The sequence below is a fragment of the Fictibacillus nanhaiensis genome (assembly GCF_036213205.1).
Classification (GTDB): domain Bacteria; phylum Bacillota; class Bacilli; order Bacillales; family Fictibacillaceae; genus Fictibacillus; species Fictibacillus nanhaiensis_E.
The window spans coordinates 74,614-96,176 of sequence record NZ_JARMFC010000013.1 but is presented as its reverse complement, the minus strand read 5'-3'; the positions used below and the strand labels follow the sequence as shown (position 1 = coordinate 96,176).

General features: G+C 38.6%; 16 protein-coding genes and 2 other annotated features. Of the genes, 13 read left to right on the top strand and 3 right to left on the bottom strand.

All coding sequences use genetic code 11. The features are described from left to right. Positions 1-42 precede the first annotated feature (42 nt). Positions 43-246, top strand: a binding site (T-box leader). 47 nt (positions 247-293) lie between these two features. From argS to P4V41_RS13845, 5 genes are all read left to right on the top strand, one after another. Beyond that, entirely contained in the window at positions 294-1,976 is a 1,683-nt protein-coding gene (argS, locus tag P4V41_RS13865) for an arginine--tRNA ligase (RefSeq protein ID WP_328085635.1), read from the top strand. 103 nt (positions 1,977-2,079) lie between these two features. Beyond that, a complete protein-coding gene (gene rarD, locus P4V41_RS13860; protein ID WP_328085634.1) occupies positions 2,080-3,015 on the top strand; it encodes an EamA family transporter RarD in 936 nt (311 codons plus the stop codon). Positions 3,016-3,186: 171 nt separating this feature from the next. Next, a complete protein-coding gene (locus P4V41_RS13855) occupies positions 3,187-6,042 on the top strand; it encodes a 2-oxoglutarate dehydrogenase E1 component (RefSeq protein ID WP_328085633.1) in 2,856 nt (951 codons plus the stop codon). Then, positions 6,035-7,309 carry a 2-oxoglutarate dehydrogenase complex dihydrolipoyllysine-residue succinyltransferase gene (gene odhB / locus P4V41_RS13850; protein WP_328085632.1) on the top strand — a complete coding sequence of 425 codons (1,275 nt, stop codon included), beginning with the start codon at positions 6,035-6,037 and terminating at the stop codon, positions 7,307-7,309. The genes P4V41_RS13855 and odhB overlap by 8 nt, the downstream gene beginning before the upstream one ends. 358 nt (positions 7,310-7,667) lie before the next feature. Next, positions 7,668-8,642 (top strand): nuclease-related domain-containing protein, encoded by a 975-nt coding sequence (locus P4V41_RS13845; protein ID WP_328085631.1) that lies wholly within the window; start codon positions 7,668-7,670, stop codon positions 8,640-8,642. Positions 8,643-8,846: 204 nt separating this feature from the next. Here P4V41_RS13845 and P4V41_RS13840 read toward each other — a convergent pair whose 3' ends face one another. After that, positions 8,847-9,809, bottom strand: a complete 963-nt coding sequence (locus P4V41_RS13840; RefSeq protein ID WP_328085630.1) for a quinone oxidoreductase — start codon at positions 9,807-9,809, stop codon at positions 8,847-8,849. 154 nt (positions 9,810-9,963) lie between these two features. On the opposite strand from P4V41_RS13840, the gene P4V41_RS13835 reads away from it, so the two are divergent. After that, positions 9,964-10,164: a DUF6501 family protein gene (locus tag P4V41_RS13835; protein WP_328085629.1), complete on the top strand. Its 201-nt coding sequence runs from the start codon at positions 9,964-9,966 to the stop codon at positions 10,162-10,164. Between the two features lie 56 nt (positions 10,165-10,220). Here the strand turns inward: P4V41_RS13835 and P4V41_RS13830 are convergent, their stop codons facing one another. Further along, positions 10,221-11,300 (bottom strand): bifunctional 3-deoxy-7-phosphoheptulonate synthase/chorismate mutase, encoded by a 1,080-nt coding sequence (locus P4V41_RS13830; protein ID WP_066394116.1) that lies wholly within the window; start codon positions 11,298-11,300, stop codon positions 10,221-10,223. Between the two features lie 317 nt (positions 11,301-11,617). Beyond that, positions 11,618-11,827 (top strand) — a binding site (T-box leader). A 151-nt stretch (positions 11,828-11,978) separates the two neighbouring features. Here P4V41_RS13830 and aroC point away from each other — a divergent pair. Genes aroC through aroA form a run of 4 tightly spaced genes read left to right on the top strand, consistent with a single transcriptional unit; the run spans position 11,979 to position 16,634 of the window. Next, positions 11,979-13,148 (top strand): chorismate synthase, encoded by a 1,170-nt coding sequence (aroC, locus tag P4V41_RS13825; protein ID WP_328085628.1) that lies wholly within the window; start codon positions 11,979-11,981, stop codon positions 13,146-13,148. After that, the gene (gene aroB, locus P4V41_RS13820; protein WP_328085627.1) at positions 13,149-14,222 is read left to right on the top strand and encodes a 3-dehydroquinate synthase; all 1,074 of its coding nucleotides are present in this window, start codon (positions 13,149-13,151) and stop codon (positions 14,220-14,222) included. It begins immediately after the preceding gene. A gap of 16 nt (positions 14,223-14,238) precedes the next feature. After that, positions 14,239-15,336, top strand: coding sequence for a prephenate dehydrogenase (locus tag P4V41_RS13815; RefSeq protein ID WP_328085626.1), 1,098 nt, complete (start codon positions 14,239-14,241; stop codon positions 15,334-15,336). Positions 15,337-15,350: 14 nt separating this feature from the next. Further along, on the top strand, positions 15,351-16,634 hold the full coding sequence (gene aroA / locus P4V41_RS13810) for a 3-phosphoshikimate 1-carboxyvinyltransferase (RefSeq protein ID WP_328085625.1): 1,284 nt from the start codon (positions 15,351-15,353) through the stop codon (positions 16,632-16,634). Between the two features lie 44 nt (positions 16,635-16,678). Here the strand turns inward: aroA and cbpA are convergent, their stop codons facing one another. Continuing rightward, positions 16,679-17,329, bottom strand: coding sequence for a cyclic di-AMP binding protein CbpA (gene cbpA / locus P4V41_RS13805; RefSeq protein WP_328085624.1), 651 nt, complete (start codon positions 17,327-17,329; stop codon positions 16,679-16,681). Between the two features lie 164 nt (positions 17,330-17,493). On the opposite strand from cbpA, the gene P4V41_RS13800 reads away from it, so the two are divergent. The 3 genes from P4V41_RS13800 (at position 17,494) to P4V41_RS13790 (ending at position 21,372) form a co-directional block, all read left to right on the top strand. Continuing rightward, positions 17,494-17,616 (top strand): hypothetical protein, encoded by a 123-nt coding sequence (locus tag P4V41_RS13800; protein ID WP_328085623.1) that lies wholly within the window; start codon positions 17,494-17,496, stop codon positions 17,614-17,616. Between the two features lie 110 nt (positions 17,617-17,726). After that, positions 17,727-19,346, top strand: coding sequence for a ribosomal protection-like ABC-F family protein (gene abc-f, locus P4V41_RS13795; RefSeq protein WP_328085622.1), 1,620 nt, complete (start codon positions 17,727-17,729; stop codon positions 19,344-19,346). 484 nt (positions 19,347-19,830) lie between these two features. After that, positions 19,831-21,372 carry an FAD-dependent oxidoreductase gene (locus P4V41_RS13790; protein WP_419181317.1) on the top strand — a complete coding sequence of 514 codons (1,542 nt, stop codon included), beginning with the start codon at positions 19,831-19,833 and terminating at the stop codon, positions 21,370-21,372. Positions 21,373-21,563: the final 191 nt, after the last annotated feature.

The window sequence follows — 21,563 nt, the reverse complement described above, 5'->3', positions numbered from 1 at the left end:
CTTTTTACTTTTACCTTCATATAATATGAAAAACTATATGTCAGAACATTTATGAAAAAGAGAGTAATCTGTAAGGATGTTTATAGCGAGCAAGGGATTGGTGTAAGCCTTGCACAACTTTCAGACGAAGCGCACTTTGGAAATGTTTGCTTGAAAACGAAGTAGAGCAAACCGGGACTTCCCGTTAACAAGTCAAGTGGCCTTTAGGCAATGAGAGTGGTACCGCGGTTAATATCCGTCTCTTCTATTAATTTAGAAGAGGCGGATTTTTTTATTTTTAGGGAGGTTAAAGAATGAACGGTAAAAAAGTGTTTGCAGCTTATTTAAAAGAAAAAATTGGTAGTGATCTATCTTTCGAAGAAATTGATGCCGCTATTGAAAAACCAAAACAAATTCAACAAGGTGATCTAGCATTTCCTTGTTTTCAATTAGCTAAGATCTACAAGAAGTCTCCAAATGAAATCGCAAAAACGTTAGCTGGTGGAACGAGTCAAGATGAGTTTGAGAAAATAGAAGTTGTTGGAGGCTACGTGAATGCTTTTTTAAATAAGAAAGTAGCTGCTGTATCACTGTTAACTCAAATATTAAAGGAGAAAAACAACTATGCAAATCATAGTTTTGGTAATGAAAAGACAATCGTTATAGATCTTTCTTCTCCTAATATTGCAAAGCCTTTCTCAATGGGACACTTGCGTTCAACAGTAATTGGTTCTTCAATAGCTGCGATCAGTGAAAAATGTGGGTACACGACAGTTAAAATTAATTATATAGGTGATTGGGGTACACAATTTGGTAAATTAATCTGTGCGTACTTAAAGTGGGGCTTGGAAAATGAAGTAAAAGATAATCCGATCGGAGAGCTGACTAAACTTTACGTTCGTTTTCATGAAGAAGCTGAAAAAGATCCTTCGTTAAATGATGAAGGGAGAATGTGGTTTAAGAAATTAGAAGATAATGATCCCAAAGCAAAAGAATTATGGATCTGGTTTAAAGAAGCATCCTTAGAAGCATTTCAGAACATCTATAAATTATTGGATGTCCATTTCGATTCTTATAACGGTGAAGCGTACTTTAACGATAAAATGGAAGCTTCCGTAAAAGCCCTGCAAGAAAAGAATTTGTTAGAACTTTCTGATGGTGCCCAGGTTGTACGAGTAGGTGAAGATCTGCCACCGTGTTTGATCAAAAAAACGGACGGCGCCACTCTGTATGCTACACGTGACATTACTGCTGCCATCTATAGAAAGAAGACCTATGACTTTGACGAGGCATTCTATGTTGTCGGACACGAACAATCTCTACATTTTGAACAAGTGAAACGCGTATTGAAAAAGCTTGGACACGATTGGGCTGATCACATGCATCATGTTCCTTTCGGGCTTATTTTACAGAATGGTAAAAAGATGAGTACACGAAAAGGAAGAACTGTACTATTAGAAACCGTTATCTTAGAAGCAGTGCAGTTAGCAGAACAAAATATTATAAGTAAAAATCCTGAACTCCAAGATTTACAGTATGTCGCACGTCAAGTAGGGGTGGGCGCCGTTATTTTTCATGATTTAAAAAATGAGAAAGGAAACGATGTGGAATTCTCGCTTGATACGATGCTTAAATTTGAGGGTGACACGGGGCCGTATGTGCAGTATACAGCTGCTAGAATACAAACATTATTAAATAAAGGGAATTTTAACGGAAGTGTTCCGACAGAGTTGTCCATCGAATCAGAAAGCTGGGAGATCATATCTGTATTAAATGAATTTCCTGAAGTTGTTGAACAGGCATTTCGCAGAAAAGAACCATCTGCAATTTCGAAATATGTTTTAAAGTTATCTCATAAATTCAATCAGTATTATGCACATGTGAAAATCTTAAATAGTATAGAAACGCATGAAAGACTTGCACTATGTGCCGCTGTTCAGATCGTGTTGAAAGAAGGATTGAGATTATTAGGCGTACAAACACCTGAAAGAATGTAAAGCCACCTTTATTTAACTGAAAAGTTTATTTAGTAGCAAATAATCTTGATTCCGTTATATAATCTTATAACTTCATATAAATTATGGGATCGAGGAACGGACAATGAAATTAAACGAACATACGAAGGGTATATGGTACGCCGCTTTTTCTTATTTAATATGGGGATTTCTTCCGCTGTATTGGAAACCACTTCAATCAGCAGGTTCCGTTGAGATTTTAGCACACCGTATTTTATGGTCTTTTCTTTTAATGATTGCTGTAATGTTCCTATTAAAAAAGAAAAACACTCTTATTAGAGATGTAAAAGTGCTCTTTGGTAATAAGAAACAATTTCTTTCCGTTTTTACTGCCTCACTACTGATAAGCGGAAATTGGGTCATGTATATTTGGGCCGTCAATACAGACCATGTTGTTGAAGCGAGCTTAGGCTACTATATTAATCCACTAGTTAGTGTAATTCTAGGGATGCTCGTATTGAAAGAAAAATTAAACAGCTGGCAGCTAGTTTCTTTTTTGTTAGCTTCCTGCGGTGTTTTTCTATTAACTTGGCAACATGGAGAATTTCCTTGGGTGGCTGTTTCTTTAGCTCTTTCGTTCGGCCTGTATGGACTTGTAAAAAAACTTGGGAGTTTTGACTCGTTAACGGGCTTAACATTTGAGACGATGTTTGTTTTTCCATTTGCGTTCATTTATTTGATCTATCTTCAATGGAACGGAGAGACGTCATTCATCTCTGGAGGCACTTCTACGACATTGCTTTTATGGGGAGCTGGACTTGTAACTGCAGTACCATTACTTTGCTTTGCACAAGGTGTAAAAAGGATCTCAATGACGATGATCGGCTTTCTACAATACATTGCTCCAACTATCATGCTCGTATTAGGTGTATTTTTGTATCATGAAACATTTAGTCAGATTCATGTCATTTCATTTACCTTGATATGGATTGCACTCCTTATTTTTACGGTCAGCAGAACAAAATGGGCAAATTATCTCATAAATCGTAAAAAACAAAATTCACTTTCTGCGAAAATATAGTATAATGGCAATGACCATTGTTACAGTTGAAACCTTATCAATGATAAGGTTCTTTTCATTCATTGTTTGAGAGCGCTTTAAATAGGGAAAAATTCAATGGCGAGAAATGATGAATCACCTGTTAACAGCAACAGCACAATACTTACAAAGGGAAGCAGGAGGGAACAAAAGATGAGTCATCAACGTTCCAAATCAGAAAATCCTTGGCAGGGACTAAGTGGACCAAATATGGCCTACATCCTTGAACTATATGATCAATATAGTGTGGATCCGGAATCTGTTGACAGTTCATTCAAAGAGAAATTTGATGCTTGGGGGCCTCCGATTGAGGGCTCTGAATCAAATCAACGTACTGCACAGAGTTTTGATGGATTGGATTTCGAGAAATTAGCAGCTGCACTAAAATTAGCAGAAAACATTCGCACATACGGTCATCTAGCAGCTGACTTATACCCAGTAGGGGAATTTCCGAAAGATCACCACCATATTGACCCGAAAGAATTTAACTTATCGAAAGAAGATTTGAAAGCGATACCACCTTCCTTTATTTGGAAAGAAGCGCCATCTAGTGTAAAAGACGGCTTTGAAGCGATTCAGATGCTTCAGGAAGTGTATACAAAAACCATCGCTTATGAATTCAGTCATGTACACGAGACTGAAGAACGCCAATGGTTAAACACCATGGTTGAAACAAGCCGACATTACCCTAAATTCTCTGCTGAAGATAAGAAAAACCTTTTAACACGTCTGAGTGAAGTTGAAGGATTTGAGAAATTCCTTCATAAAACATTCGTTGGACAAAAGCGTTTCTCAATCGAAGGCGTTGATATGCTGGTACCGATGCTTGATGAAGCAGCTAAAGAAGGCTGCCGTGACGGAGCAGAACATGCTTTGATCGGAATGGCTCACCGTGGGCGTCTTAACGTACTTGCTCACGTTCTTGGCAAACCTTATGAATTAATTTTCTCTGAATTTCATCATTCTCCAAACAAGGAGCTAATTCCTTCTGAAGGTTCGAGAGGAATTAACTTTGGTTGGACTGGAGATGTAAAGTACCACTTAGGTGCTAGTCGTTTGGTTGAAACCGATCAATCTCACAAAATTAAAATTTCTCTTGCGAACAACCCGAGTCACTTAGAGTATGTAGATCCAGTTGTCGAAGGATATACAAGAGCTGCTCAGGAAACGCGTGACAAGAAAGGGTATCCGGTTCAAGATACTTCTAAAGCATTTGCAATTCTTATTCATGGTGATGCTGCTTTTCCTGGTGAAGGAATCGTTGCTGAAACATTGAACTTAAGTCGTCTTAGAGGGTATCAGACTGGTGGAACACTTCATATCATCGCAAATAACCTAGTAGGTTTTACAACGGATAGTGGCGATTCTCGTTCGACGAAATATGCGAGTGATCTTGCTAAAGGTTTTGAGATTCCTATTATTCACGTAAATGCTGATGATCCAGAAGCGTGTATTGCAGCTGTACATCTTGCTTATGAATATCGTAAAAAGTTCCAAAAAGACGTTCTGATCGACTTGATCGGCTATCGTCGATTCGGTCACAATGAAATGGACGATCCATCTGCAACACAGCCGAGATTGTATAAACAAGTAAACAGTCATCCGACGGTTCGTGACGTTTATGCAAAACAGCTTGTTAAAGAAGATGTACTATCTGAAGAAGATGTAAAATCCATTGAAGATGATGTATTAACGAAACATCAGACTGAATATGAAAAAGTTCAAGGCCGCAAAGAAAAGTTTAAATTGGAAGACACACGACTTCCTGATCCGTTATCGAAAGCACTTCCTGATATCGATACCACAATTTCAGTTAGTGATCTTCAAGAACTTACAGAGAACATGCTAAAGTTCCCAGAAGATTTTAATGTTTACCCTAAAATCAAGAGAATCCTTGAACGTAGACGCAAGTCGTTCCAAGGGGAAAAAATTGATTGGGGTATGGCTGAATCATTAGCTTTCGCTTCTATCCTCAAGGATGGAACACCGATTCGTATTACGGGGCAAGACTCTGAGCGTGGTACGTTCGCCCAAAGACACCTTGTTTTAAATGATAGTGAGAGCGGAAAGAAGTTTTCTCCGTTGCATGCGATGGATGACATCGATGTTTCGTTTGCAATCCATAACAGTCCACTTTCAGAATCATCAGTTGTTGGTTTTGAGTATGGTTATAATGTGTTTGCACCTGAAACGCTTGTTATTTGGGAAGCACAATACGGAGATTTCGCGAACGTTGCTCAAGTTCTGTTCGATCAGTTCTTATCAGCAGGTCGAGCGAAGTGGGGACAAAAATCCGGTATGGTGATGCTTCTTCCTCATGGATATGAAGGTCAAGGACCTGAGCATTCAAGTGCACGTCTAGAAAGATTCCTACAGTTAGGTGCAGAGAATAACTGGACAGTTGCTAACGTAAGTACAGCGTCACAGTACTTCCATTTGCTAAGACGTCAAGCTAAGCTCTTATCTATGGATGAAGTTCGTCCGTTAGTCGTTATGACACCTAAGAGCTTGCTGCGTGACACGAAAGTAGCATCCATGGCGGAAGCTTTTGAAAGCGACCACTTTATGCCATTGTTACAACAGCCAGGTCTAGGCAAAGAAAAAGACAAAGTGAAGAAAATCTTGCTTTGCTCTGGTAAGATTGCGATTGATCTTGAAAAAGCACTTGAGCAAGATCAAGTAGCAAGAACGGAGATGCATATCGTTCGTGTTGAACAGATCTACCCGTTCCCAGAAGAAGAGATGAATGTGTTATTAAAAGAGTATCCAAACGTTGAAGACTTGATCTGGGTGCAAGAAGAGCCGAAAAACATGGGATCATGGTTATACATCGAACCAAAACTTCGTGCTGTAGCACCAAAAGCTCACGTTTCTTATATTGGACGTCAAGAACGTTCGAGTACGGCTGGTGGGGAACCAGACATCTATAAAAAAGAACAAGAACAAATCATCCAAACATCATTAGCACTAGACATTCAATCGCGAGAGGGAGGCCGTGAACATGTTTGACGTTAAAGTTCCGGAGTTAGCCGAATCAATTTCAGAAGGTACAGTAGCACAATGGCTTAAAAAAGAAGGCGACACAGTTGTTAAAGGTGAAGATTTAGTAGAGCTCGAAACTGATAAAGTAAACATTGAAATCAGTGCAGAGCGTGATGGCGTTCTAAAAAATATCAAAGTTGAACCAGGTGACACTGTAGCAGTTGGCGATATTATTGCTTCTATCATTGAAGGCGGAGCTTCTGAGTCTGCAGAACCTGCAGCAGAAGAAAAGACAGAAGAAAAAGCAGCTCCAACTCAACAAAAACAAGAGTCAGTCGTTGAAAAAGACGCGGCTGAAGAAGAAGTGAAAGCTTCTGATCGCCCGATTGCATCTCCTGCAGCTCGCAAGCTTGCTAGAGAAAAAGGTATCGACCTTTCTGAAGTGAATGCTCGCGATCCTCTTGGACGCGTTCGCACGGAAGATGTGAAACGTCATGCTGAAGGCGGAAGCACGGAGAAAGCTGTTCCGGCATCTAAGCCAGCAGCGTCTGCATCTAAACCTGCTGCTTCTGTAGAAGAGGTAAACCCTGAGAAACCTGTAGAGCGCGTGAAGATGTCTCGTAGACGTCAAACAATCGCTAAACGTTTAGTTGAAGCTCAACAAACCGCAGCGATGCTTACAACGTTTAATGAAGTTGATATGACGGCGATCAACGAAGTTCGTGCTCGTCGTAAGGACAAGTTCTATGAGCAAAACGGAGTTAAATTAGGATACATGTCATTCTTCACAAAAGCTGTTGTTGGAGCACTGAAAAAGTTCCCTGCAATTAATGCTGAGATTCAAGGCGATGAAATGGTACTTAAGAAGTTCTACGATATCGGAATCGCAGTTGGAGCAGAAGAAGGACTAGTTGTACCAGTTGTTCGCAACGCTGATCGCCTAAGCTTCGCAGGTATTGAAAAAGAGATCGGAAACTTAGCTGAGAAGGCACGTTCTAAAAAGCTATCACTAGAAGACCTTCAAGGCGGTTCATTTACGATCACGAACGGCGGTATCTTCGGATCAATGCTATCAACACCTATCTTGAATGCACCACAAGTTGGTATCCTTGGAATGCACACGATTCAATGGAGACCAGTAGCGATTGATAAAGAGCGCATGGAAAACCGTCCAATGATGTACATCGCGCTTTCTTATGATCACCGTATCGTAGACGGAAAAGAAGCAGTAAGCTTCTTAACAACGATTAAATCACTTCTTGAAGATCCAGAATCACTTCTTTTAGAAGGTTAATGTTTAGTAACGTAATGATGATATGGAACACTCCCTGCGGCTTGCAGGGGGTGTTTTTTTAGGGTTTTAACAGGGTTTTCGTAGCGTATGGGAAGGTTAGCGAGTATGAAGGTGGCGGCTGGATTTGTCGAATGGCCTTTATTTTTGATTTTCGACTTAATTAGTGTTGGTATCGGCTTAATTGGTGCGCTGCACGACTTAATGATCGTCCATTCCGACTTAATTTCTTCATTTTAGACTTAATTGTGCACAATCTAAATTCCGAGCAAAAAATTATTCATCAAACCATTGCTGAAAATAAAGGTATTTTATCAATTTTTATCGAATGAAATATGTACTAAAAGCTAGAGGTGATACCTTGATAAAAAAACCACGTACAAAGCCCCTGAAATTATTAAAATTAGACTCCATCTTACAAAGATTAGTACACAATCACCTGAAATACGGTGAATTACAAATTGAATTTGCAAGATATTCTGCAGGTTATAGAGGTGAAGTGGCATTAAATTATTATCTGCACGATTTGGATGAGAATTCATACCTCATTTTTCATGACTTGCGACTTCCGAGAGATAAAGAAAAGAAATATTACTTTCAAATCGACTGTCTGATTCTTCATTCTTCGTTTGGCGTTTTGCTCGAGGTTAAAAATCTCTCGGGTGACCTATATTTTGATCATCACTTCGATCAGATGAAACGAACGAAAAATGGTGTAGATGAAACATTTCCCGATCCAGTGAACCAGGTCCAACAACAAAAATCGTATTTGGAAAGCTGGTTGAAAAGAAATCAGTTGCCTAAAATCCCACTTCATTCCCTCGTTGTTCTAACAAACCCTAAATCTTTTATAACGTTATCACCGCATTATGGAAAAAAAGCTGCCCATATTATTCGAGCTAAGGGTCTAGTTAACAAAGTTCAAGACTTTACGACGTTCCATCAAGAAATCCTCTCAAAGAAAGACCATTCAAAATTTACTACAAAGCTATTAAAGCAACACGAAAAGCATAATCCAGACGTGTTAAAAACACATAACATCAAGAAAACGGACATTATTACCGGAGTCTTTTGTCCAGACTGCAATCATGTTCCTATGCATCGAGAGAGAAGTACCTGGGTTTGTTCTAGGTGCTATGGAAAGTCCAATGATGCTCATATAAGAGCAATCCAAGACTATGCACTCATCTTTGATGAACCTGTAAAGAACAAAGCGTTAAGACGTTTTTTACACATCGATTCATCTACTTGTATGAAAAATCTTCTGAAATCCATGAATATTACTCCGAGTGGCCCTACAAATTCAGCAACGTACCAGCTTCCGATTCCTGAATAGCTCTACTCATAATGTTATTTCAATCTAACAAAAAATGATAAACGAACCTACTATATTAAAACTCAATAATACTTGCAAAACGCAAGCGACAACACTTGCAAAGTACATCTATCTGAACAACGAAACATTTGCATATTGCAACTAATGTGCAAAAAAAGGCAGCTGCAATCAGCAGCCACCAAATTTTTGTTAACCAATATTATATTAAGGTATCAACAAAATCTTACCTGTACTCTTTCTACTCTCCAAATACTCATGAGCTTTTGCTCCGTCACGTAATGAGAAAGATGTTTCTGTAATTTTTACATCTCCATTTTTAATCCATTCAAACAACTCGCTTGAACGTTTTACACGTTCTTCGTGAGAGGTTAGAACATTCCACAAGTCGCCTCCAGTCAACGTCTTGGAAGTATCCATGAGCATGCGAGGATCAATGGACACTGGATCACCCCCAGCCATACCAAAGAATACTACGGTTCCACCAATCCTTGTAACTTCAAAACTTTCCATTATCGTAGAACCGACAGACTCATAAACAACGTCTACACCTTTACCGGAAGTTTCACTCAATACGCTTTCTTTCCAATTATCATTATATAAGAATACCGAATCTGCTCCTGCTTCTAAAGCGACCTGACGTTTTTCTTCTGAAGATGTTAGACCAATAACCTTACCGCCAAGCAACTTAATAATCTGAATCAATAGCTGTCCAACACCGCCTGCGGCAGCATGAACCAATGCAACATGACCTTGTTTAATCGAAAAACTGTCTCTAGTCAGATAATGTGCAGTCAAACCTTGTAGCAAAAGAGAGGCTGCTGATTCAAAGGATACACCTTCTGGAATGGGTATTGCTTTTTCATTCGGGACAACGACCAGTTCTGCGTTTGCAGCGGGTACATCTGCGAATGCGATTCGATCTCCAACAGAAACACCATTAACAGCACTGCCAACTTCTTTAACGATTCCTGCTCCTTCATAACCTAGAATATAAGGAGGCTTTCCTTCTAGATGATAATTGCCTTTTCTTCTATAAACATCAGCGAAGTTTAAACCAATGGCTTTCATTTCTACCAAAATGTCTTGATCACCTTTGATTGGATTCTTAATTTCACGATATTCTAAAACCTCCGGACCACCGAAGGAGTCAAAAACTAATGCTTTCATATATATAGTTCTCCATTCTAATAATATCTTCCTTATCATATTAACCGAAACGATCCGTGAAATACTAGGAAAGGAGCTCAATGAAATGAATTTGACAGATAGGGCAGGGCACATTATGATTTAACAAAAGAATTACTTAAAGGAGAGAGGCTTCATGATTCATTTAGAGTGGGCAAACAGAGAAACAATTCGCGAGATTAAATGTGTACATACCGATGCAAAAAAATATATGGTTAACCGTGCTTTGACTGCTGGCAAATCATATGAACTAAAAAATGAAACAGAGGAATTTTATTTTGTAGTAGATAACACAGGAAAAATAGGTGGATACTACAAAGAATATTTTGAAGGCTAAGCATTTAAGTGACCAAAGAAAAAACCTGACTCATTGAGCCAGGCTTTTTTTATCTATTATGAATGAATTTTCTTTTTTTCCTTGTTTAATAGAGCGTCCATGAATTCGTGGAATTCTGGAATGTTCATCTGTTGCGCTGAATCTGATAGTGCTACTGCTGGATCAGGATGCACCTCAGCCATAACGGCATCGGCTCCGATCGCCATTGCCGCTTTAGCAGCAGGGAGGAGAAGGTCTTTTCGGCCCGTTGAGTGTGTTACGTCCACAACTACTGGGAGATGCGTTTCTTTTTTAAGAATCGGTACCGCTGAGATATCAAGTGTGTTACGAGTTGCTCTCTCGTACGTACGAATTCCGCGTTCACACAGAATGACTTGTGAGTTACCTTGAGCCAAGATGTACTCAGCAGCGTACATGAATTCTTCAATCGTCGCAGCTAACCCACGCTTCAGTAATACAGGCTTGTTCACAGATCCCGCTGCTTTTAACAGGTCAAAGTTCTGCATGTTACGTGCGCCGATCTGAATCACATCAACATAATCTAGAGCCATCTCAATGTCGTTCGGATTTAAAATTTCACTTACAACAGCAAGTTGATGTTCATCTGCTGCTTTGCGAAGAATTTTTAATCCTTCTAGTCCAAGTCCTTGGAAGTCGTAAGGAGACGTACGCGGTTTGAATGCGCCACCTCGGATTAACGTTAATCCTTTTTCTGCAATTACTTCTGCTACTTGCTTCACTTGTTCGTAGCTTTCTACCGCACAAGGACCCATGATGAAGTGAGGATTACCGTCACCAATCTTTTCACCTTTTACATTTACAATTGTATCTTCAGGTTTCTTTTTACGAGATACGAGTAATGCTTTTCGATTATCATCTTTTTGGAGCTCTAAGCTTGCTTTGAAGATTTGCTTGAAGATGTGCTGCACCGTTGATGTTTCGAACGGACCATCGTTATGAGAAGCAATCAGATCTAATAGCTCTCTTTCTCTTACAGGATCAAATCGTTTAACTCCTTGCATTTCTTTAAGCTTTCCAATTTGTTGTGCAACATTACCTCGTTCATTTAAAAGCTCTAAAATCTTTAAAGAAATATCATCCATCTGTTTGCGTAAGTCTACTAATTCGTTTGACATGTGTGGTTCCTCCCCATATTTATACTCGTGTCATTAGTTCCTATATCGCGGCCGCTTATAGGCTTATATTTATATACATCGATACATAGACACTTTCGTGCTTTAAAGCGTGTGTCTCATAAAGTATTGTTTGTAACTTTAAAGGGATTTCAAAAGAATGTCAAGTACTTACACAAAAAAAGATATAAATTATTTTTCAGTTTGATCTACAAGCTTTTTGACATATAGATGAAGCTAATGTAAATTTTAAGAAAAATGAATGAATTTCCTTTACAACAGCGCTTCAACGTGCTAAAACTGTTTATAACTTTATAAAACAAATCGCAATGAAAGAACAGCAGTAGTGGAATGGTTCCCTGTTATTAGAGAGCTGATGGTGGTGCAAATCAGTACACAGCCTTTCGCGAATTACAATTCTTGAGCATGCTTTTGTAAAAAAGCCGGAAAATTTCCGTTAACAAAATGAAGGTGGCAAAGATATATTCTTTGCTGTCAGGGTGGTACCGCGATTATAATTCGTCCCTGCTTATTAGCAGGGACTTTTTTGTACTATCAGAACAATTTTTACAAGACCAACTAGTTAAAAAGGGCAGTATAAGTACGACCAAGGCTGACTCGAAGATAAGAGCTTCAGCCGGGTTTTCTATATCAAAAACAGGCAAGCAGGAGGAATAGAAGATGAGATATTTAACAGCAGGGGAGTCACACGGCCCTCAACTAACAACAATCATTGAAGGTGTACCAGCAGGTTTGCCTCTAGTAGCAGAAGACATTAACGAAGAACTTGCTCGACGCCAAAAAGGGCATGGGCGTGGCCGTCGTATGCAAATTGAGAAAGATCAAGTTCAGATCGTAAGTGGTGTACGTCACGGTGTAACGCTCGGCTCACCGATCACACTCGTAGTTGAAAACAAAGACTATACTCATTGGACGAAGATTATGGGTGCTGAACCACTCGAAGACGAGAATGCAGAAGTAAAACGTGTTATTTCTAGACCTCGACCGGGTCATGCAGATCTAAACGGTGCTATCAAATACAACCATCGAGATATGAGAAACGTGCTAGAACGGTCTTCAGCCCGAGAAACAACAGTTCGAGTTGCGGCTGGTGCTGTTGCGAAAAAGGTTCTTAAAGAACTTGGTGTTGAAGTTGGTGGTCATGTGTTAGAACTTGGAGGAGTAATAGCCGAGAATACTTCTTATGAATCCTTAAACGAACTTCGTGAAAAAACGGAGGTCTCTCCTGTACGATGTTTTGATAAAAATGTTGAAAAAACGATGATGGAAGCGATCGATTCCGCAAAAGATAACGGAGACTCGATCGGTGGAGTTGTTGAAGTAATCGTTGAAGGTATGCCAGTAGGTGTGGGGAGCTACACTCATTATGATAATAAACTAGATGCCAGATTAGCGGCAGCTATTATGAGTATCAATGCATTTAAAGGTGCTGAGATCGGTATTGGATTTGAAGCAGCACGAAAACCTGGAAGTGAAGTGCATGATGAGATTGTTTGGGATATTGAACGCGGTTATACAAGAAGAACAAACAACGCCGGAGGCTTTGAGGGAGGAATGACGACTGGAATGCCAGTTGTTGTGCGTGGTGTGATGAAGCCGATTCCTACTCTTTATAAGCCGCTAAACAGTGTGGATATTGAAACAAAAGAAGTTTTCGCGGCAAGCATTGAACGGTCTGATAGCTGTGCTGTACCTGCTGCAAGTGTTGTAGCAGAATCTGTTGTTGCATGGGAGCTTGCAAGTGCGCTAGTCAACCAATTTGGACAAGATAACATGGAAGTGATTAAGAAAAATATCGTACAGCACCAAGAACGTGCAAGGGTGTTTTAAATGAACACGATACACATAACAACACCTTCAAAAAACTACCCGGTTTTTATTGGAGAAAACGTTATTAATGAGCTTAAAACAGTATTAGAAAGCCTGAATCCTTCACCTAAGAAGCTTTTAATCATTACAGATGAAAACGTCGGTAAACTCTATTTAGAAAACGTACAAAGAGTGATTGGTGATGCTTTCACTCATGAAACGATTCAGATTCAGGCTGGTGATGATCAGAAGTCTTTTGAAAATTATATGGCTTGCCAAAGCTATGCTTTAAGTAAAGATCTCGACCGCACATCGGTTGTTGTTGCGCTTGGAGGCGGAATGATCGGTGACCTTGCTGGATTTGTCGCAGGAACTTTTATGCGAGGTATTCGCTTTGTTCAAATCCCCACTACTATACTCGCACATGATAGTGCTGTAGGGGGAAAAACGGGAATCAATCATCCTGAAGGTAAGAATATGATCGGGGTATTTCATCAACCTGAAGCGGTGATATACTCTACAGACTTCTTAACTACCTTACCAACAAACGAAAAAAGATCTGGTTTTGCAGAAGTCATTAAACACGCATTGATCGCTGATGAAAATCTATATCGTTCGTTGCGTGAGAACATTAACGACATCAATGATCTAAAAGGTGAGTCTCTACAGCAAGCTCTTATAAAAGGCATCGAAATAAAAAATGCTATCGTCACACAGGACGAGAAAGAAAAAGGTATTCGAGCTTATTTGAACTTTGGTCATACACTCGGTCATGCCATAGAAGGGGTGCTTCAATACAAAGGGATTACTCATGGTGAAGCCGTTGCATTAGGCATGCTTTTTGCACTTTCACTTGATGAAGATACTGAAATTCTTGGAAAAGAACTAAAGGATTGGTTAACAGTTTTAGGTTATCCATCATTTCCTAAGCACTTATCTGCTTCCTCACTAGTCAATCGTATGAAAAAAGATAAAAAAGCTGAAAAAGGGATGATTCAAATGGTGCTGCTGAACGGTTTCGGTAAGCCTTATTTATCACCTTTTACTTCAGAAGATTTAGAGAGTAAATTATCTTCTTTTATTGGAGAGATTTAAAAAGGAGTATGCATATATGAAGAACGTCTTACTAATAGGAGTTGGATTGATCGGTGGTTCAATCGCTCTTTCTATCAAACAAGAACACGAAGCAACAATCTATGGGTATGACGTTTATGCTGAGAACAGTGTAACTGCAGCAGAAATAGGCGTAATTGACGAAGTTGTTACAGACTTTACTGAGATTGCCCAAATAGCAGATCTTATAATAATTGCAACACCTGTCGAAGCAACGTTACAGGTGATGGAGAAATTAGCATCACTTTCACCTGTCATTGGTGCGTTAGTAATGGATGTTGGAAGCACAAAAAAATCTATTATGAATAAAGCAGAGACACTTGCGGCTTCTAGTATTCGTTTTATTGGTGGTCATCCTATGGCTGGATCACATAAAACGGGAGTGGAAAGTGCAAAGGTGCATCTATTGGAAAATGCTTTTTACTTCTTAACACCAAACTCTATAACTACTGATGTCGATATAGATGAAGCAAAGAGTTGGCTGAAAGGGACAAGAGCTAAATTTCTCGTTACTGATCCAGACGAACATGATTTTCTTACTGGCATCGTAAGTCACTTTCCGCATCTTGTCGCTTCAAGCCTAGTGAGAGTAGCACAGCATCATGCGAAGGAAAAACCGTTGATTCAACAACTTGCTGCAGGAGGATTCAGAGACATTACGCGCATTGCTTCTAGCTCTCCTAAAATGTGGAGCGATATTGTCAGCCAAAATAAGTCACATCTTCTTACTCTTTTACATGAATGGAAAAATGAGATGGATACGGTGATAAAGTTCGTAGAAAAGGGAGATGAAGCGGAACTCTATGATTACTTTGATGGAGCAAAATCATTCCGTGACTCTTTACCTGTTCGGTCAAAAGGTGCGATCCATCCGTTTTCAGATCTATATGTTGATATCCTCGATAAAGTAGGTGCTTTATCTCATATTACTGCACTTTTGGCACAATCAGAGATCAGCATTATTAACTTGAGTATTTTAGAAGTAAGAGAAGGACTCAACGGAGTACTTCGATTGAGTTTTCAAGATGATAATGATCGAGATCAAGCACAAGATATTCTACAGAATGAGAATTATTTAACTCAAATTACTTTATAAGGAGGCACTATTCTATGACAAAACATTTACAACCGATTCAACGACTACAGGGATCTATTAAAGTGCCTGGTGACAAATCCATTTCGCATCGAGCAGTCATGTTTGGGTCCATTGCAGAAGGTATAACGACAATTGATGGTTTTTTAACAGGTGAAGATTGCTTAAGTACCATTTCATGTTTCAAGAAACTCGGCGTTACGATCTTACAAGAAGGTGAAAAAGTAACAGTAGAAGGAAAAGGTCTTACAGGATTAACACCACCTTCAGAAGATTTGTACGTAGGGAATTCGGGTACTACGATCAGGCTAATGCTAGGTATTCTTGCTAATACACCTTTCGAATCGATCTTAACGGGTGATGAATCAATCGCTAAAAGACCAATGAATCGCGTTACCAAACCTTTAAAAGAAATGGGAGCTGCGATTGATGGGAATGATTCAGGAAACAAGGTCCCAATTCACATTAAAGGCGGTGAAACACGAGGTATTCATTACACATCTCCAATCGCTAGTGCTCAAGTAAAATCAGCTATTATTCTAGCAGGGTTAGATGGAGAAGGAACAACTTCTGTAAAAGAACCCTTCAAATCAAGAGACCATACAGAACGCATGCTAAAAGCGTTTGGAGTAGAAGTAGAAACGGATGATCTATCTGTTTCGGTCGCTGGTGGCCAGAAGTTAAAAGGGACCCATATTGAAGTGCCAGGTGACATTTCTTCAGCAGCCTTCTTTTTAGTAGCTGGTGCAATCGTTCCTAACAGTGAGATTACGTTAAAAAAAGTAGGATTAAATCCAACGCGTACCGGAATATTAGATGTGCTTAAAAATATGGGGGCAGAAATAACCTACAAAAATAGTAATGATGAGGCTTCAGAACCTTTTGGAGATTTAGTCATAAAAAGCTCTGAATTAAAAGGAACAGTTATTGAAGGTAATCTTATCCCTAGACTGATCGATGAAATTCCAATTATAGCTTTAGCTGCAACTCAAGCAGAAGGAAAGACAATCATAAAAGACGCACATGAACTACGAGTGAAAGAAACGGATCGAATTGAGACCGTCGTAAACGAACTGAAGAAAATGGGTGCAGACATAGAAGCTACAGAAGACGGTATGATCATAAATGGTAAGTCTTCCTTGCGAGGAGCTTCTGTACAAAGTTACGGTGATCACAGAATCGGAATGATGTTAAGTGTTGCCGCTTGTATTGCAGAAGGAGAAACAATACTTACAAACAGTGAAGCAATCGCTGTTTCGTACCCTTCATTCTTTGAACAACTGAACGTTCTCTCAACGTAAAGAAAAAACGTTCCCAATCATAAAAAGGGAACGTTTTTTTTGTATTATTGAACACTTGAAAATGTTCTAAGATCCTCAATATCTGCCACCTTGAATCCATTCGCTTCCACTCGGTGAACAAGTTCATCGATTTCTTCACGAGAAACACTTTCATTGAACGTGATTACAACTCTGCGGAGGAATTGCTTACCTGCGTCTTGTGTGAAAACACCTTCAATATTGTACTCTTCATGAATAGCTGTAAATAGCTTTCTTAATGAACCTTTTCCTTCAGTCGTAGAAACTGTTAAAGAATAACCACCTTTTTTAATGCCATAAGAATCTTCTAGTATATCCATTACTTTTGAGTGAGTAATGATTCCTAAGAAGTTATGATTATCATCGACAACAGCCATAAATGGTAGGCGTCTAATTGTGAAAAGTACTTTGAAATAAGCTGTATTTTCATGAATAAAAGCGTCTTTCTCTTCTACAATTCTACTAACATGGTCCTTAACTGAGCCAACATTATCAATAATATAATCAGAAGTAGTTTCTTTAAAAAGTAGACCTACAAATTTTTGTTCTGATTCATCCAAAACGGGTATACAGCGATACCCTGATTGAATAATGGTATATCGAGCTTCGCTGATTGACATGTTCTCTGTTACATACGTTACTTTAGATTTAGTTAGATAGTTGGATTTTACCTTCATAAGACACACCCTTTTCAGAATAATATAAATATTTAAAACTATTTCGACAAAAAAAGCAAATAACCTTTCTTTCTACTTAACTTTAATACTAATTGCATATTAAGCAATAATACCATATACTATTACTAGAATATTTTATAAATTCTTAAAAGGAGGTGTAAGGCATGCTTAAAGGTGTACAAATGTTTAACTGGTTGGTTGTTTTCCGTGCAATTACTTATGTATCTTCTAAAATTGGCGGAGTCTGTCCATTTTCAGTTAAAACATTAAAGTACATCACAAAGTAACCTTACCCTATCCTTTTTTTATTGTTTTAAACCATGGGCAGGTATGTTGCTCATGGTTTTTTTGTGTACAAAAAAGGACAGTGGCATTGGTTTAAAAGGAGAAAAAGAAAATGATTATATGCACTGTTCATCAAGTTAAGAAAATGTATGGCGGAAACGAGATCCTAAAAAATATATCTTTTGAAATTCACGAACAAGACCGAATAGGTATAGTCGGACAAAATGGCTCTGGAAAAACGACTCTGTTTAAGCTACTAAGTGGGGTTGACCACCCAGACTCAGGTTCTATTGCTATCAAGAAAGATGCAGGAGTCGGTTATTTGGAACAACTTCCCAAGCATACAGAGAATATGAACGTTTATGATGTGGTTTCTGTGGCGTTTCAAGAAATTAATGAAATCGAACTTCAAATTCAGCAAGTAAATGCATTTTTAAGTGACCCAGAGCAATCGCACCGGTTAGACAAAAATCTTAATAAGCTTTATAGGTTGCAAGAAGAATTTGAAAAACTTGGCGGTTATGCGATTGAGTCAAAGATAAATGGTGTTTTGACTGGATTAGGTCTAACTCATCTCTCTCATCAATTATTCAAGCAACTAAGTGGAGGGGAACAAACGAAAGTCGGTCTGGCTTGTTTGTTATTAAAAGAACCTGAGCTCTTACTCTTAGACGAACCTACCAATCATCTCGACATCGAAACGATGAATTGGCTAGAAAACTATCTTCAAAAATATAAAGGTTCTGTAATTATTATCAGTCATGATCGCTACTTTTTAGATAGAGTTACGTCAAAGACGATTGATATAGAAGATGGTGAATGCACCTTATATCATCATAGTTACTCAGGTTTCCTAAAAGAAAAAGAAAGTAACCTTCTTTTAGAATTTGAGAAATATGAAGAACAGCAAAAGAAGATAAAAAAAATCAAAGAATCGATCAAACAACTAAAAGACTGGGGTGCTCGTTCAGGAAATGAAAAGTTCTTCAAAAGAGCGAGGAATATGGAGAAAGCACTTCATCGAATACAGGATATGAAACGGCCAAAACTAGAACGTAAAAAAGCAGCATTTGAATTTTCAGTAAACAAGAGAAGTGGCCAAGACGTAGCAGTAATTAAAGGGCTTAGTAAAGCATTCGACGAGCGCTCTATATTAAGTAATCTTGATTTGAAGATTCGATTTGGTGAGAAAGTAGCCCTCGTCGGCAAAAACGGTTCAGGAAAGACGACACTGCTTCAGACCTTACAAACTCTTGAAAACTGCAGCGGCACGATAAAACTTGGACCATCCGTTTCAATTGGTTATCTTTCTCAAAGAGGACTTACTGCTGACTCTGCTGGAACAGTACTTGATATTTTCAGAGAAAAAGTACCGATGGAAGAAGGAGAAGCTCGTCATCATCTTTCAAAGTTTTTATTTTACGGCGCATCCGTTTATAAAAAAGGAAATGAACTTAGCGGTGGAGAGCGAACACGACTCAGACTAGCACAGCTTGTTTATGAAGGATTCAATTTCTTAATACTCGATGAACCGACAAACCATTTAGATATTGATTCACGTGAAGCATTAGAACTAGCACTAGAAGAGTTTGATGGTACGATCCTATCAGTCTCACACGATCGCTATTTTATGAACAAACTATTTGAGCGAACTCTTTGGTTAGAAGAGGGTAGCTTAGAAAGTTATAACGGAAATTTTGATTATGCACTTGAAAAGCGTTTAAGCAATTAATTCAACTATCTACTGATAAACAGGTTATTTTAAATAGCCTGTTTCTATTTGGTTATATCTTGTTGTTTATAGTTTTGGCTTTCTTTCAAGGGGCGTATTCTGGGCATAGACCCTCTAGGACAAAAGTTGAACGATCATGAAATCCAATTACGCCTTCCTCACCAAAACAACTTTTACTTGTCGGATCTGAACAAGCTATTTCCGTTTTTGTCACCCTTGACTGTTGATTGGAGTGTAAGGTGCGAGACTCCTACGGGACAGGCGGTCAGGTGAGACACTTATACGTGAAACGTACCAATGTGGCTCACCGCCTGCCCCATGGAAAGCGAGCAGCCTGGAATGGAAATCGACTACTTACCAAAAGCTTCAAGATATACGAAAATAATCTTTAAAAAAGAGCCTTCTTTTATTCGTTTTCTACTGATTGTTCTTTTAATGTATGGGGAATAATGGTGAGAAAACGTGTCTAAACAGGAGGGATCACATGAGTAACCATGAAAATAACATGCCGCAGTTTCCAGAACCGATCTGGAAGCAGCAATTAAATCTACCTACATATTCACTATTGAATGGAGATATTCAAACGGAAGTAGTTGTAGTAGGAGCGGGTATAAGCGGTATTACTACAGCTTATCTTCTAGCAAAAGAAGGTAAAAAGGTTACACTAATTGAGGCAGGTAAAGTAATCAATGGAACGACTGGTCATACAACAGCAAAGATTACTTCTCAACATGATGTTATCTATGATCACCTTATCTCACATATAGGGTTAGATCGAGCACGTCACTATTATGAGTCAAACGAACTAGCTAAACAGTTTATTGAGAATCTTGTTAAACAAAACAATATTCATTGTAATTTTGAGAAACACGATGCCTATCTATTTGCCAACACTGAGGAAGGAATTAAAAAGCTTAACAAAGAAGCTGATGCTTATCAACATTTAGATATTGATGGTGAACTGGTAGAAAAACTACCATTTAACATACCTCATAAAAAAGCGCTTGTTATGAGGAATCAAGCGCATTTTCACCCGGTAAAATATTTATCGGCGTTATTACAGGAAATGGATTCACTAGGTGTTGAGATCTTCGAAAACACGACAGCAACTGATATTATAGAAGAGAAAAACAAAAAAGCTGTGGTTCAAACGAGTAATGGACACAAAATTACGGCTCATTTTGTAGCTTGCTGCACACATTTTCCGTTTTTTGATGGATTAGGTTTTTATTTTACAAGAATGATGGCAGAGCGTTCATATGTATTGGCTGTTAAAACAAAAGATACATTTCCAAATGGGATGTATATGGGCGTAGATCAAACCTCATTTTCCTATCGGTCCATTTTACAAAATGGGGAAAAGATTGTACTACTTAGTGGAGAAAGTCATCAAACCGGACAAGGAATCCCGACTCATCAGCACTATGAGGCTTTATTAAAAGAAGCGAAAAAATCGTTAAACTTAGATAGGGTACTTTATCGCTGGTCTGCTCAGGATTTAATCACACTAGATAAAATTCCGTTCATCGGAAAGCTTACGCATAAGCACGATCATATACTTGTGGCTACAGGCTATAAGAAATGGGGAATGACGACAGGAACACTTGCTGCTTTAATCATTAGAGATCATATCTTGGATAGGAAGAATGAATTTGCTGATTTATATAAACCACAAAGATTTCAAGCTGATCCCTCAGATATTAAACAGTTTATTAAGGAAAACGCTGATGTAGCCAAGCATTTTGTTTCTGGGAAGTTAGAAAAACCAACTAAACATCCAAGAAGTTTAAATAAAGATGAGGGATGTGCCGTAACGGTTGACGGAGAAAGATGTGGGGCTTATCGAGATCAAAATGGAGAACTTCATATAGTAGATACGACTTGTACACATCTCGGTTGTGAGACCGAGTGGAACAGCGGTGATCGAACATGGGATTGTCCATGTCATGGTTCACGTTTTTCATATGATGGTTCAGTCGTTGAAGGGCCAGCGAAAAAACCTCTTAAACGTGTAGAATTACAATAAAATAACAAATAGATGACTTATTAAAGTGCGTGTTGCTTTAATAAGTTTTTTTTTATAGATGGAGTGAACACATAATTTGTATATAAGGCCATGATGTTTAATATATTACTTACATTATAAAAATGAATTTATTCTTATATTTTCAAAAAAATAACAAGTAAAAATAATGAAAATTTTATGAATTTAGTATA

Coding starts and splice junctions, on each gene's coding strand:
- odhB (WP_328085632.1), top strand. CDS start 6,035: ATGTTTGACGTTAAAGTTCCGGAGTTAGCCGAATCAATTTCAGAAGGT.
- P4V41_RS13840 (WP_328085630.1), bottom strand. CDS start 9,809: ATGAAAGCATTAGTTTTTGACTCCTTCGGTGGTCCGGAGGTTTTAGAA.
- P4V41_RS13815 (WP_328085626.1), top strand. CDS start 14,239: ATGAAGAACGTCTTACTAATAGGAGTTGGATTGATCGGTGGTTCAATC.
- argS (WP_328085635.1), top strand. CDS start 294: ATGAACGGTAAAAAAGTGTTTGCAGCTTATTTAAAAGAAAAAATTGGT.
- aroA (WP_328085625.1), top strand. CDS start 15,351: ATGACAAAACATTTACAACCGATTCAACGACTACAGGGATCTATTAAA.
- aroB (WP_328085627.1), top strand. CDS start 13,149: ATGAACACGATACACATAACAACACCTTCAAAAAACTACCCGGTTTTT.
- aroC (WP_328085628.1), top strand. CDS start 11,979: ATGAGATATTTAACAGCAGGGGAGTCACACGGCCCTCAACTAACAACA.
- rarD (WP_328085634.1), top strand. CDS start 2,080: ATGAAATTAAACGAACATACGAAGGGTATATGGTACGCCGCTTTTTCT.
- P4V41_RS13800 (WP_328085623.1), top strand. CDS start 17,494: ATGCTTAAAGGTGTACAAATGTTTAACTGGTTGGTTGTTTTCCGTGCA.
- P4V41_RS13830 (WP_066394116.1), bottom strand. CDS start 11,300: ATGTCAAACGAATTAGTAGACTTACGCAAACAGATGGATGATATTTCT.
- P4V41_RS13855 (WP_328085633.1), top strand. CDS start 3,187: ATGAGTCATCAACGTTCCAAATCAGAAAATCCTTGGCAGGGACTAAGT.
- cbpA (WP_328085624.1), bottom strand. CDS start 17,329: ATGAAGGTAAAATCCAACTATCTAACTAAATCTAAAGTAACGTATGTA.
- P4V41_RS13835 (WP_328085629.1), top strand. CDS start 9,964: ATGATTCATTTAGAGTGGGCAAACAGAGAAACAATTCGCGAGATTAAA.
- abc-f (WP_328085622.1), top strand. CDS start 17,727: ATGATTATATGCACTGTTCATCAAGTTAAGAAAATGTATGGCGGAAAC.
- P4V41_RS13790 (WP_419181317.1), top strand. CDS start 19,831: ATGAGTAACCATGAAAATAACATGCCGCAGTTTCCAGAACCGATCTGG.